The following is an 11,993-nucleotide window of genomic DNA, read 5'->3' on the forward strand; positions in this document are numbered from 1 at the left end:
TGTTGTCCATGCGCAAGTACCTCATCATCGGCGTCCAGGGCAGCGGCAAGGGCACCCAGGCCGGGTTGCTGGCCAAGGCGTACGACCTCGTGCACATCAACGTCGGCGACATCTTCCGCTGGCACGTGCAGCAGCACACCAAGCTCGGCGCCCTGGTCCGCCGGACGATGGCCGCGGGAGAGCTGATCGGCGACGAGCACGTGGAGAAGATCGTGCGCGACCGCCTGGAGCAGCACGACTGGAACTACGGCTTCATCATCGACGGCTTTCCCCGCAACCGCCGCCAGACCGAGTTCTTCCTGGAGTCCTACGACATCGACGGCGTCATCCACCTCGACCTGCCCGACGACGAGGTCAGGCGCCGCGTGCTCGCCCGGCGGCTGTGCCCCAACTGCGGCATGGACTACAACCTCATCTACGACCGCCCGGCGGAGGAGGGGATCTGCGAGGTGTGCGGCCACGAGCTCGTGCGACGGGCCGACGACACGGAGGAGGCGCTGTCGGAGCGGCTGCGCACCTACAACGAGAAGACCAATCCCATCCTCGACCTGCTGCGGCGCAAGGAGTACGTCTTCACGGTCAACGCGGCCCAGTCGGTCGACGAGGTCCAGACCTCCATCAGGGAGAAGCTCGGGCTGGATTTCTAATGCTTGCAGGCTGCCTGATGCGTTAGTAAAGTGACTAACGCATCGGAGCCTCTGGAGGCATTAGTCATGGTTGCCGTACCCCGCATCGAACACCGCCACGTCGAGGTCGACGGCGTCCGCGTCTTCTACCGCGAAACCGTCCCCGACCGCGCCGACGCCCCCGTCCTGCTGCTCCTGCACGGCTTCCCCTCGGCCTCCCACCAGTTCCGCCGCCTCATGGATGCGCTCGGCACGCAGTACCGCATGATCGCCCCCGACTACCCCGGCTTCGGCCACACCGCCGTCCCGGAGGGCTTCACCTACTCCTTCGAGCGCCTGGCCGACATCACCGAGGGCTTCGTGCAGCGGCTCGGTGTCGAGCGCTTCATCATGTACGTCTTCGACTTCGGCGCCCCCGTCGGCTTCCGCCTCGCCGTACGCCACCCGTCGTGGATCGCCGGGCTCATCGTGCAGAACGGCAACGCGTACGCCGAAGGCCTGTCGGAGGCGGCCCGATCCTTCATCGCCCTGCGCCCCGACGTGCCCGGCGACGCCGACGTCGTGCGCTCGCTGCTCACCCTGGACGGCACCCGCGGCCAGTACCTCACCGGAGTGAACGAGCCCGCCCTCGTCGCCCCCGACGGCTGGACCCTCGACCAGCACTTCCTCGACCTGCCAGGACGCCGGGAAGCCCAGCTCGCCCTCGCCTTCGACTACCACACGAACGTCGAGCGGTACCCCGCCTGGCAGGAGTGGCTGCGCACCCACACCCCGCCCACGCTCATCGTGTGGGGACGCCACGACCCGTTCTTCCCCGAGCCCGGCGCCCGCGCCTACCTGCGCGACCTGCCCTCGGCCTCGCTCCACCTGCTCGACACCGGGCACTTCGCCCTGGAGGACCGGCTCCCCGAGATCGCCCCGCTCATCGCGAAGTTCGTCACGGCCACCCGGCAGCCTTCATGACCTGTACGGCCAGCTCCGGCGGGGTCTCGCGCCCGACGTCGACGACCACGTCCTCCAGGCCGGCCCGCTCCAGGATCCCGTGGAGCTCGCCGGACCGCGCGAGGTGCCACGACAACGATTCGGCCTCCAGGACGTGCCGGTGCGCGAGCCTGGCACGCACCTCGGGCAGACGCGGACGCAGGCGGCAGACCGTCAGTTCCGCGCCCACCGCCTCGGCCAGCCTGGCGCGCTCCTCGACGGTCTCGATCACCCCGGCCAGCACGAGCCTGGTGAACCCCGCCTCGAGGTAGCCGGCCGCCAGGCTCCGCAGATTGCGCAGCGTCAGGCGGAAATGGAACGGGTCGTCCGGGGGCGCGGGCCAGGCCTGCCGGATGGCGTCGAGGTCGATGACGGCGTTGGGCACGCCTTGCTCGCTCAACGCCTCGCCCACCGCCCCCGCTGTGGTCGTCTTGCCCGCGCCCACGGTGCCGATGATCAGAAGTGCTCGCGCGTCGCTCATCGGCCCATGACATCAAAGGCGCCCACCCGGACGCCAACGCCTTACGGCGTGACGCCCCGGGACAGGCGCAGCCGGTCAGCCCCGGTCGCGGGCGGCGCCGGAGAGGATCTGGTCGATCCGCGCGGCGAGCTCGACGTCGCGCGGGGTCACCCCGCCCGCCTCGTGCGTCGACAGCCTGAAACGCACGCCGTCGCCGGTGCGCTGGATGTCGGGATGGTGTCCCAGCGTCTCGGCCTCGTTGTTCACGGCCTCGCTCAGCCACCCGAAGTTGTCATCGGTGATGGGCACATCCTTGATCAGGGCGTCTCCGTCTCTGCGCCAGCTCTCCAGGGCCGCCAGCGCGGTCTCGATGTCCGCGTCGGTCAGGCGCTCGGTCATGGTGCCTCCGGTCCGGTCGTAGGTGCGGTCGCCGGACCGGCTACCACCGTGGGAGGGCTTCACACCAAAGCGCCCGAGCAGGGCGGAGACAGGACGGGGGGCGGGGCGGCCATGTCGGCGGGCTGACGGCCGGATGACGCCGGTCCGCGGCATCGTCGTCATGGTGCGGCCCCACCCGGAATCTCCCGCCTACGGCACGGTCCCGCCGTACCTCCTGCGTCTGACGGTCGACGCGGCCAGGGCCGCCGGCGTGCGTGAGGAGAGCCTGGCACGGGTGCCCGGCCTCGGCGCGATCGCCGAGGACGGCATCCGCCTGCCGTCGGTCATGGCCCTGCGCCTGTGGGAGGTGGCCGGTGCGGCCATCGAGAGCTGGGGCGGCGGCGCCAGGGTCGCGCAGCTGTGGACGCCGGGGCGCCTCAACGTCTGGGACTACCTGTTCCGCAGCGCCCCCACGCTGGAGGACGGCCTGCGCGTCGCCTCGCGCCTGCTGCCCGCCGTCCGTGATCCCCTGGAGGGCGCGCGGGTCACGCGGGACGGCTCGGAGCTGGTCACGGTCACCTACCGCACGCCGTACGGCGGCATGCCGGGAGCGTCGCACGTCAGCGAGCTGGCGCTCGGGCTCATCCTGCAGGAGGCCCGGGCGGCCACGGGCAGGCCGATCGTGCCGCTGCGGGTGTCGTTGCCGCACGAGGCGCCGCACGATCATCGGCACCTGGTGGAGATCTTCGGGACCCGGGCGATCGAGTTCGGCGCGGGGCGCACGGCGATCGTGTTCGGCGCGGCCGACGCGGCGGCGCCGCTGCCAAGCGCCGATCCGACCCTGTCGGCCATCATCCAGGGCTACGCCGAGACCGCGATCACGAGCGCCCGCCCGGTCATGGGCTGGCTCGGCAAGGTGCACGGCGAGGTGGCAGCGGCCTTCCGCGAGGGAACCCCCACGCTCGCGCTGGTGGCGCACCGCCTGGCCATGAGCCCGCGGACCCTGCAGCGGCGGCTGGGCGAGGAGGGCACCACCTGGCGGGAGGAACTGGAGCGGGTACGGCACGCAGAATCGGCCCGGCTGCTGCGCGAAACGTCGCTGGGGATCGAGTCCATCGCGGCCAGGGTCGGCTACCAGGACGTCCGGGCGCTGCGACGGGCCTTCCAGCGCATCCACGGGCACCCGCCGAGCCTCTACCGCAGGCGTCACGCCGCCTGAGAGGTGACGCGTCCTGGTCCCCTCGCTGGCGCGTTCCGGTCTCTCGGCCGCCCGCTCGTGATCCCTAGCGTGGAGGCAGTTCACGAGAGGAGAACACGACATGCGACTGACAGTGACCACCTTCACCACCCTTGACGGCGTCGCGCAGAGCCCGGGTGCGCCCGACGAGGATCCCAGCGGCGGCTTCACCCACGGCGGCTGGGTGGGACCCTACGCCGACGAGGAGTTCGGCAAGACCGTCGGTGACTGGTTCACCGACGCGGGTGCCTTCCTGTTCGGACGCGTGACCTACGAGGCCATGGCCGCCTACTGGTCGCAGGCGACCGACGAGTCCGACGTGGTGACGCGGAAGCTCAACACGCTGCCCAAGTACGTGGCCTCGCGCGGCAGGCCGGTCCTCGACTGGGCCGGGTCACGCCTGATCGAAGGCGACGTGGCGCGGGCGGTCGCGGCGCTCAAGGCCGCACCCGGCGGGGAGCTCCAGGTGCACGGCAGCCTCGGACTGGTCCAGACGCTGGTCAGAGCCGGCCTGGTCGACGAGTTCCGGCTGCTGGTGGCCCCCGTGGTGATCGGCAGGGGCAAGCGGCTGTTCGACGACATCGTGCCCACCCGGCTGGAACTGGTCGAAAGCCGCTCGACGGGGGCAGGAGTGATGATCCAGGTCTACCGGCCGGAGCCCGCGTAGGCGGGCATGCCCGACGGCGCGGCCCTGCTGGAGACGGCGCACGGGGCCTTCGCCGCCGGGCTGGCGGTGCTGGTCCTCCTCACGCTGGGGCGCTCACGGGAGGGCTCGTGGGGTGAGAGAACGGAAGCCGGGACCCGAGGTGATCGGGTCCCGGCTTCGTGCGTCGTCAGCTCCAGTCGCGGCTCTCGGTCGACGTCACGCGGGTGCCGTCGGTCCCCGCGCCGGGCTCGCCCGTGACGCGGGTGCCGTCCGTGCCGACACCCGGATCGCCCGTCACGCGGGTGCCCGCAGCGGCGGCCGAGGCGGAGACCCCGAGCGCCGCCACGGACAGAGCAGCCAGCAGCACCCCTGCGGCGACACGCTTGCCAAACTTCATCATCGTCTGCCTTTCGCTGGAAAATCGCTTGCAGGCAGACGACATCACGCACGGCTGTCATTCCGGCGTCGCGCCGGTGTCGCCACAGGTCGCAGGCACGTCGGACGGCGGCGGCACGTAGCCCGTAAGCCGCGCCAGCGCGTCGGCCGACCGGGCGTACCGCTCGGCCTCCTCACCCCGCGACAGTTCCCGGAGGATGAGCAGCGCCTGGCACTCCAGCACCCGCCACGAGAAGCGCCGCGCCTGCTCCAGCCCCTCCGACGCCTGAGAGCGGGCGGCCTCGCGCTCGCCCGCGGCCAGCAGGGTCAGGGCCAGCCCGAGCTGCGCCTCGGTGGCGATGGGCCGATGCCCGAGCACCTCGGCGAGCTCACGCGCCTGCCAGTAGTACTCCCGCGCGGCCACGAGGTCTCCGCACACGCGCAGCACATGGCCTCTGGCCCGCAGCGCGGCCGCGGCGACGGCGGATCGCCCGGCCTTCCTGCCCACCTCCATGGCACGCCGGGCGTAGGAGGCGGCCGCGTCGAGATCGCCCTCGTCGGCGGCCAGGAGGGCGGCGTCGGCCAGGACGAACCCGGTGTGCCGGTCGTCGTCCATCGCCAGGCACGCCCGGATCTCCTCGCGCGCCTGCTCCGCCCGTCCCAGGAACCGGTAGGCGTTGGCCAGGTTGTGCCGCGTCGCCCGCCGGATCGACGGGGAACGGGTGACCTCGCCGCTCTCGGTGGCGTGCCGTACGGCCGGCTCCAGCTCGCCCAGCCGGATGAGCACGCCCGACAGGTTCAGCAGGGCGATGTCCAGCAGAGGCGGCGGCCCGATCGTGCGCAGCACGCCGATGCCCTCCTGGATGGAATCGCGGGCCTGGAGGCACTCGCCCTGATCGTCGAGGGCGAGCCCGATGTTGACCAGGGTGATGCCCTCGCCCAGCCGGTGTCCGGCGGCGCGGAAGTGGGTGAGGGCCTGGCTCGCCAGTTCCGCGGCCTTGGAGGCGTGGCCGCGGGTCTGCTCCAGGGCGCCGTGGCTCTGGTACATCACGGCCATGGCGTCGTGGTCGCCCTCGGTTCTGGCGGCCTCCAGCCCGGTGGCGACGGCGGTGCGCCAGTCGGCCAGGTGCTGCTCCGACGACAGGTACAGGCGCAGACCGTCGGCCAGGTGCCAGGCCCGCGGGCGCAGCGCCGGGTCGGCCGCGCAGGCGACGAGGGCGGCCATGAGGTTGTCGCGTTCGTCGTCCAGCCAGGCCATGGCGCTCGCCGCGTCGGCGAAGGCGCCCTCGTCGACCGGGCGGGGCAGGCGGGTCAGCGGGGTGTGGCGGAAGCGGATGGCGGCGTCGAGCAGGTGCTGGTAGCGGTCGAGCAGGCGGGTGAGCGCGGCGGGCGCGTCGTGGTCCCGCTCGACCTGCTCGATCGCGTAGAGGCGGAGCAGGTCGTGGAAGGCGTAGCGGCCGGGGGAGCGGCGGTGGAGCAGGCTGGCGTCGGCGAGCATCTCCAGGACGGCGGCGCCGGTGACGGCCGCGTGCGTTCCCAGAAGCGCCTCGGCCGCGTCGGCGGTGAAGTCGCGGCCCGGCACCACCCCCAGCCGCCTGAACAGGGTCTGAGCCACCGACGGCAGGCCCCGGTAGGCCTGGGCGAAGGAGGCCCGTACGGCGGTGCTCGGGTCGCCCGCCGCGGCCAGGCCCAGGACGCCGTCACGCGAGCCGAGCCGGTCCGCCAGCGCGGCGACGGTCAGGTCCTCCCGCGCGGCGACGTTGGCGGCGGCGATGCGCAGGGCCAGCGGCAGGTACCCGCACACCTCGGCCAGCCGCCGGACCGGCTCGGTGGGCTCGCCGGGCGCGTCGAGGACGCTGGTGATCAGCGTCGCCGCCTCGTCGGGCGGCAGCACGTCGAGGGTGATCGCGGTGCCGCCCTGCAGCGCCGCCAGACCTGCCAGCGCCGTCCGGCTCGTCACGATCACCGCGCTGCCCGGCGTGCCGGGAAGGAGCGACCGGACGTGCTCGGCGTTGCGGGCGTCGTCGAGGAGCAGCAGGATCCGCCGGTCACGCAGCGCGGAACGCAGCGCGGCGGCACGTTCGTCGGCCCCGTCGGGCATCTCGGCGGGCCGGACCCCGGCCAGGCGCAGCAGGGCGCCGAGCACCTCGCCCGGCGGCCTGGGGCGCAACGACGCGCCGTGCAGGGAGACGAACCACTGACCGTCGGGGAAGTGCGGGGTGAGGCGGTGGGCGAGGTGCACGGCGAGCGCCGTCTTGCCCACTCCCGGCGGGCCGCTCAGCGCGGCGATCGGGACCCGCCTCCGGTCGAGCAGGACCCGGCCGGCCCGGTCGATGGCCGCCCCGCGACCGACGAAGGGATAGACGTCGAGAGGCAGCTGGGCGTGGACCTGCCAGCCGTCGTCGTCGGCCCGGTCGTCGACCGCGGCCAGGGCCGGGTCGGAGATCAGAATCGCCTGACGCAGGTCGCGCAGGTCGGGCGAGGGGTCCAGGCCGAGCTCCGTGGCGAGCAGGCCGGCCAGGTCGTCGTAGGCGGCCAGGGCGTCGGCCTGCCGCCCCGAGCGGTACAGCGCGATCATCAGATGCCGCCATAACCGCTCCCGCAGCGGATACGCGCGGGTGAGAGTGGCCAGGCGGGGGAGCACGTCGGCGTGGTCACCGGTCGCCAGCCGGGCTTCGATCAGCAGGTCGAGGGCCTGCAGCCGCTCCTCCACCAGGCCGGGCACCACGTGGCGCGCCAGCCAGGTCGAGCTCAGTCCTGACAGCGGCTCACCGGCCCACAGCTCGTCGGCGCGGGTGAGCAGCTCGATGCGGGTGGCCTGCCCGGGCGCCTGCCGGGCGTCGGCGACCAGCAGGCGGAAGGTGTCGAGATCGACCTCGTCCGGTTTGGCGGTGAGGGAGTAGCCGTGGGGGTGGGTGGTGATGCGTTCCCTGCCGAGAACGGCGCGCAGGCGCCTGACGTAGGTCTGCACGGTGCCCTTGGGATCCTCAGGCGGGTCTTCGTCCCACAGGGCGTAGGTCAGCTCGTGCCAGGGCACGACGCGGTTGGTCCGCACGAGGAGGACGGCGAGCAGGGTGCGGAGCTGGTTCGCCGAGACGGGCACCGGTTGCCCGGCGCGCGTCACCTCCAGCGGCCCCAGGATGCCGAACCGCACTGCGCCTCCCCCGACGGAGGGATCTCGCCCTCAGCACTCGATGACGTTCACCGCGAGCCCGCCCCGCGACGTCTCCTTGTACTTGTCGAGCATGTCACGCCCGGTGTCGCGCATCGTCTTGATCGCCTTGTCGAGCGAGACGAAGTGCTTGCCGTCGCCGCGCAGGGCGATGCGCGCGGCCGTGATCGCCTTGATGGACGCCACGGCGTTGCGCTCGATGCACGGGATCTGCACCAGGCCCCCGATGGGGTCGCACGTCAGCCCGAGGTTGTGCTCGATCCCGATCTCCGCCGCATTCTCCACCTGCTCGGGGGTCCCCCCGAGCACCTCGGTGAGACCCGCGGCGGCCATGGAGCACGCGGATCCGACCTCGCCCTGGCAGCCGACCTCGGCGCCGGAGATGGACGCGTTCTCCTTGAACAGCACGCCGACGGCGGCGGCGGTGAGGAGGAAGCGGATCACGCCGTCGTCGTCGGCGCCGGGGACGAAGCGGTTGTAGTACGTGAGCACCGCGGGGATGATGCCCGCCGCGCCGTTGGTGGGCGCGGTGACGATGCGTCCGCCGGCGGCGTTCTCCTCGTTGACCGCGAGGGCGAACAGCGTCACCCAGTCCATGGTCTGCAGCGAGTCGGCGGCGGGGGACTCGGACTGGAGCTTGCGGTGCAGGTGGTGGGCACGGCGCTTGACCTTGAGCCCGCCGGGCAGCACGCCTTCCGTCTTGGTGCCGCGCTCGACGCATTCGGTCATGACGCGCCAGATGTTGAGCAGCCCCGAGCGGATCTCGGCGACGGAGCGGCCGAAGGCCTTCTCGTTCTCCATCATGAGCCCGGAGATCGACAGGCCGGTCTCGGAGCAGTGGGCGAGCAGTTCGGTGGCGGTGGTGAAGGGGTGGGGCAGGACGGTGTCGTCGGGCTTGATGCGGTCGGCGCCGGCGGCGTTCTCGTCGACGACGAAGCCGCCGCCGACGGAGTAGTAGATCTTCTCGCGCAGCACGGAGCCGTCGGCGGCGAAGGCGGTGAACTTCATGCCGTTGGGGTGGCCGGGAAGGGAGATCTTCCGTTCGAAGACGAGGTCCTCGCCCACGACGAAGGGGATCGTGTGCTTGCCGAAGAGCTCGATGGTGCCGCTGGAGCGCATGGCGGCCAGGCGCTCGTCGATGCTGTCGACGTCGACCAGTTCGGGCTTCTCGCCGGACAGGCCGAGCAGCACGGCCTTGTCGCTGCCGTGGCCCTTGCCGGTCAGGCCGAGCGAGCCGTACAGGATGGCTTCGACGCGGGCGACCGAGCCGAGCTGGCCGTCGGACTCAAGGCCGCGCGCGAACTTGTGCGCGGCGGCCATCGGGCCGCCGGTGTGCGAGCTCGACGGGCCGATGCCGATCTTGAAGAGGTCGAAGACGCTGATCGCCATTGACTTGCGCCTTTCACAAGAAGGAGGGGGTTCCGGAGCCACCGGCACGGCGGCTCCGGGACAAGCGAGAAATCAGGAGTCGCCCGAGGTGAGGGCGGTGTACTCCTCGGCGGACAGCAGGTCCTCGTGGTCACCCTCGACGCGCACGCGGAACATCCAGCCCTCGCCGTACGGGTCGGTGTTGACCAGGTCGGGCTTGTCCACGACGGCCTGGTTGACCTCGACGACCTCGCCGCCGAGCGGGGCGTAGATCTCGCTCACCGACTTGGTCGACTCGACCTCGCCCACGGAGTCGCCGGCCTGGACGTTCGCGCCGACCTCGGGAAGCTGCACGTAGACCACGTCGCCGAGCGCCTCGGCGGCGAAGGCGGTGACGCCAACGGTCACGGTGAGGCCGTCATCGAGGCCGGCCACCCACTCGTGTTCCTTGGTGTAGCTGAGGTCGTCAGGGATGTTGCTCACTTGTTCCTCCTGTAAAAGGGCAGCTCAACCAGGTCCATAGGCTCTTGGCTGCCCCGGATGTCAACGGCTAGGCCGTCGGAGACCTCTGTGTCGACGTAGGCCATCGCGATGGGCTTGCCCAGGGTGGGCGAAGGCGCGCCGCTGGTGACCTCGCCGACCGTCTGGTCGCCGACCACGACCGGGAACCCGTGGCGCGGGATCCGGCGGCCCCGGGCGACGAGGCCGACCAGCCGGCGCCTGGGCGCGCTGTCTCGCAGCGGTTCCAGCGCGGCCCTGCCGACGAAGTCTCCGGGCTTGTCGAATTTCACCACCCGACCCAGTCCGGCGTCGAACGGGGTCAGCGATTCGTTCAGCTCATTGCCGTACAGGGGCATACCCGCCTCGAGGCGGAGCGTGTCACGGCACGAGAGCCCCGCGGGGATCATTCCGTACGGCTCGCCGGCCTTCGTCAGCTCGCCCCACAACGCCTCGGCGTCGTCGCCGGCGACGAACAGCTCGAAGCCGTCCTCGCCGGTGTATCCGGTGCGGGCGATGAGCGCCGAGACGCCGGCGACGGTGCCGGGCAGCCCGGCGTAGTACTTCAGCGAAGGGAGGTCGGCGTCGGTCAGCGAGGAGAGGATCTCCTGCGAGCGCGGCCCCTGCACGGCGATGAGCGCCCACTGGTCGGAGCGGTCGTCGACGACGGCGTCGAAGTTCTTGGCGCGGTTGGTCAGCGCCAGGGCGACGGAGTGGTAGTTGGAGGCGTTGGCGACGACCATGAACTCCTCGTCGGCCAGGCGGTAGACGATGAGATCGTCGAGCACGCCGCCGGCCGGGTTGGTGATCATGGTGTAGCGGGCGCGGCCGGGCGCCAGCGCGGACAGGTGGCCGACCAGCGCGTAGTCGAGGGCCTGGCCCGCCTGCGGGCCGGTCACGAAGATCTCGCCCATGTGGGAGAGGTCGAACAGGCCCGCCGCCTCGCGCACGGCGCGGTGTTCGGCGGACTCGCTTCCGTATCGCAGCGGCATCAGCCAGCCGGCGAAGTCGGTCAGGGTCGCGCCGAGACTCTCGTGGATGTCTCGCAGCGGTGTCGGTCGGGACATGTTCGCACCTCAGAGGCAGGGTCGGATGCCAGGATCCTCCCCCTCTGTCATGATGCCTGAGAGTTTCGCCTGGTTGTTTGCCAGACTTTCACCTTCGGCGAGGCCCGGACGGCCTGCTTTCCAGAGGTCACCCTGGCCCGTACGGTCCTTTGCCTTGAGAGGTTCGCGGGGAGGGCTTGCTCCTTCAGGGGCCCTGACCGGATTGTCAGGACACTCTCCCGCACGGGTTCATCGGTGTCACGCCTAAGCCTAGTGGAATCCCCATCAGGGCGGAACGGTCGTGCGCGGGTCGTGCGAGTCGGCGGCGGATCGAACCTCGGCCGGCACCGATACGTCTGAGAGGGCATGCGCGCACTCGCACTCGCCGCCCTCGTCCTGCTGACCGCCTGCGGCGCGGAAGCGGCCGCCCAGCGGCCCGGACGCTACACCGCCGACGCCATCACCATGCTGGAGAGCCCTGACCACGGCCCCCAGCTGTGCTCGTTCGTGGCCGAGTCGTACCCGCCGCAGTGCGGCGGCCCCGACGTCGTCGGCTGGGACTGGTCCAAGGTCCGCCACGAGAGCGCCAACGGGACGAAGTGGGGCAGCTACCGGGTGGTCGGCACGTGGGACGGCTCCCGCCTGACGCTGACCGAGCCGGCCGGCGAGCCGCGCACGATCGTGGTGCGGGAACAGCGGTTCGCCTCGCCGTGTCCCGCGCCGGAGGGCGGCTGGCGGCCCGCCGATCCCGCCAAGGCCACGCAGGAGGCCCTGCAGGCGACCCAGCAGCGGCTGGAGTCCGAGCCTTCCGTGGGCGGGGTGTGGCTGGACCAGAGCTATCTCGACGCGATCCCGGGCTACGACGGCAGCAAGCCGGAATGGGCGGAGAAGTACGCCAACGACCCGACCAAGCTGGTGCTCAACGTGAAGTTCACGGGTGACCTGACGGGCAGGGAGGCGTGGATCCGCGAGACGTGGGGCGGCCCGCTGTGCGTGAGCCAGGCGCGGCGCTCCGAGGCGGAGCTGCGGCGCGTCCAGGAGTCGCTGGGCGAGGGCTACGTCCACACGTCCGTCGACATCATGAAGGAGCAGGTGACCGCCGGGGTCTGGGTGGCCACGGAAGAACTCCGGCACCGGCTCGACGCTGAGCACGGTGCCGGAGTCGTGATCCTCGAACCGGTGCTGAAACCGGTCGATTAGGGAACC

12 protein-coding genes and 1 riboswitch are annotated in these 11,993 nt (G+C 71.6%); of the genes, 5 read left to right on the forward strand and 7 right to left on the reverse strand.

The genetic code is table 11. The features are described 5' to 3' along the window. The first annotated feature begins 8 nt into the window (after window positions 1–8). Both HNR30_RS22460 and HNR30_RS22465 read left to right on the forward strand, forming a co-directional pair. Window positions 9–647 carry an adenylate kinase family protein gene (locus HNR30_RS22460; RefSeq protein WP_181611906.1) on the forward strand — a complete coding sequence of 213 codons (639 nt, stop codon included), beginning with the start codon at window positions 9–11 and terminating at the stop codon, window positions 645–647. 66 nt (window positions 648–713) lie between these two features. Continuing rightward, window positions 714–1,589: an alpha/beta fold hydrolase gene (locus HNR30_RS22465; protein WP_181611908.1), complete on the forward strand. Its 876-nt coding sequence runs from the start codon at window positions 714–716 to the stop codon at window positions 1,587–1,589. Here the strand turns inward: HNR30_RS22465 and HNR30_RS22470 are convergent. Continuing rightward, window positions 1,564–2,088, reverse strand: a complete 525-nt coding sequence (locus HNR30_RS22470; RefSeq protein WP_181611909.1) for a P-loop nucleotide/nucleoside kinase family protein — start codon at window positions 2,086–2,088, stop codon at window positions 1,564–1,566. The genes HNR30_RS22465 and HNR30_RS22470 overlap by 26 nt on opposite strands. A gap of 75 nt (window positions 2,089–2,163) precedes the next feature. Beyond that, the gene (locus HNR30_RS22475; RefSeq protein ID WP_181611910.1) at window positions 2,164–2,466 is read right to left on the reverse strand and encodes a 4a-hydroxytetrahydrobiopterin dehydratase; all 303 of its coding nucleotides are present in this window, start codon (window positions 2,464–2,466) and stop codon (window positions 2,164–2,166) included. Between the two features lie 133 nt (window positions 2,467–2,599). Here HNR30_RS22475 and HNR30_RS22480 point away from each other — a divergent pair, with 133 nt between their 5' ends. Together HNR30_RS22480 and HNR30_RS22485 are read left to right on the forward strand one after the other, a co-directional pair. Beyond that, window positions 2,600–3,664, forward strand: a complete 1,065-nt coding sequence (locus HNR30_RS22480; RefSeq protein ID WP_181611911.1) for an AraC family transcriptional regulator — start codon at window positions 2,600–2,602, stop codon at window positions 3,662–3,664. Between the two features lie 100 nt (window positions 3,665–3,764). Next, window positions 3,765–4,349: a dihydrofolate reductase family protein gene (locus tag HNR30_RS22485; RefSeq protein ID WP_181611912.1), complete on the forward strand. Its 585-nt coding sequence runs from the start codon at window positions 3,765–3,767 to the stop codon at window positions 4,347–4,349. Between the two features lie 166 nt (window positions 4,350–4,515). On the opposite strand, the gene HNR30_RS22490 is transcribed toward HNR30_RS22485, so the two are convergent. The 5 genes from HNR30_RS22490 to gcvT form a co-directional block, all read right to left on the reverse strand. Then, complete coding sequence (locus HNR30_RS22490) at window positions 4,516–4,725, reverse strand: hypothetical protein (protein ID WP_181611913.1); 210 nt, start codon at window positions 4,723–4,725, stop codon at window positions 4,516–4,518. A gap of 57 nt (window positions 4,726–4,782) precedes the next feature. Beyond that, a complete protein-coding gene (locus HNR30_RS22495) occupies window positions 4,783–7,857 on the reverse strand; it encodes an AfsR/SARP family transcriptional regulator (RefSeq protein WP_181611914.1) in 3,075 nt (1,024 codons plus the stop codon). Window positions 7,858–7,887: 30 nt separating this feature from the next. Next, window positions 7,888–9,264, reverse strand: a complete 1,377-nt coding sequence (locus tag HNR30_RS22500) for an L-serine ammonia-lyase (protein WP_181611915.1) — start codon at window positions 9,262–9,264, stop codon at window positions 7,888–7,890. Window positions 9,265–9,336: 72 nt separating this feature from the next. Continuing rightward, window positions 9,337–9,726, reverse strand: coding sequence for a glycine cleavage system protein GcvH (gene gcvH, locus HNR30_RS22505; RefSeq protein ID WP_181611916.1), 390 nt, complete (start codon window positions 9,724–9,726; stop codon window positions 9,337–9,339). Then, window positions 9,723–10,808, reverse strand: coding sequence for a glycine cleavage system aminomethyltransferase GcvT (gcvT, locus tag HNR30_RS22510; protein ID WP_181611917.1), 1,086 nt, complete (start codon window positions 10,806–10,808; stop codon window positions 9,723–9,725). The genes gcvH and gcvT overlap by 4 nt, the downstream gene beginning before the upstream one ends. Window positions 10,809–10,940: 132 nt before the next feature. Further along, a riboswitch (glycine riboswitch) is annotated at window positions 10,941–11,039 on the reverse strand. Window positions 11,040–11,153: 114 nt separating this feature from the next. Here gcvT and HNR30_RS22515 point away from each other — a divergent pair. Continuing rightward, the gene (locus tag HNR30_RS22515; protein ID WP_181611918.1) at window positions 11,154–11,987 is read left to right on the forward strand and encodes a hypothetical protein; all 834 of its coding nucleotides are present in this window, start codon (window positions 11,154–11,156) and stop codon (window positions 11,985–11,987) included. The last annotated feature ends 6 nt before the right edge of the window (window positions 11,988–11,993 follow it).

It is taken from the genome of Nonomuraea soli (assembly GCF_013761175.1).
Taxonomy (GTDB): domain Bacteria; phylum Actinomycetota; class Actinomycetes; order Streptosporangiales; family Streptosporangiaceae; genus Nonomuraea; species Nonomuraea soli.

Excerpts from the sequence above, each read along its gene's own strand:
- HNR30_RS22460 (WP_181611906.1), top strand. The coding sequence starts at position 9 with ATGCGCAAGTACCTCATCATCGGCGTCCAGGGCAGCGGCAAGGGCACC.
- HNR30_RS22465 (WP_181611908.1), top strand. The coding sequence starts at position 714 with ATGGTTGCCGTACCCCGCATCGAACACCGCCACGTCGAGGTCGACGGC.
- HNR30_RS22470 (WP_181611909.1), bottom strand. The coding sequence starts at position 2,088 with ATGAGCGACGCGCGAGCACTTCTGATCATCGGCACCGTGGGCGCGGGC.
- HNR30_RS22475 (WP_181611910.1), bottom strand. The coding sequence starts at position 2,466 with ATGACCGAGCGCCTGACCGACGCGGACATCGAGACCGCGCTGGCGGCC.
- HNR30_RS22480 (WP_181611911.1), top strand. The coding sequence starts at position 2,600 with ATGACGCCGGTCCGCGGCATCGTCGTCATGGTGCGGCCCCACCCGGAA.
- HNR30_RS22485 (WP_181611912.1), top strand. The coding sequence starts at position 3,765 with ATGCGACTGACAGTGACCACCTTCACCACCCTTGACGGCGTCGCGCAG.
- HNR30_RS22490 (WP_181611913.1), bottom strand. The coding sequence starts at position 4,725 with ATGAAGTTTGGCAAGCGTGTCGCCGCAGGGGTGCTGCTGGCTGCTCTG.
- HNR30_RS22500 (WP_181611915.1), bottom strand. The coding sequence starts at position 9,264 with ATGGCGATCAGCGTCTTCGACCTCTTCAAGATCGGCATCGGCCCGTCG.
- gcvT (WP_181611917.1), bottom strand. The coding sequence starts at position 10,808 with ATGTCCCGACCGACACCGCTGCGAGACATCCACGAGAGTCTCGGCGCG.
- HNR30_RS22515 (WP_181611918.1), top strand. The coding sequence starts at position 11,154 with ATGCGCGCACTCGCACTCGCCGCCCTCGTCCTGCTGACCGCCTGCGGC.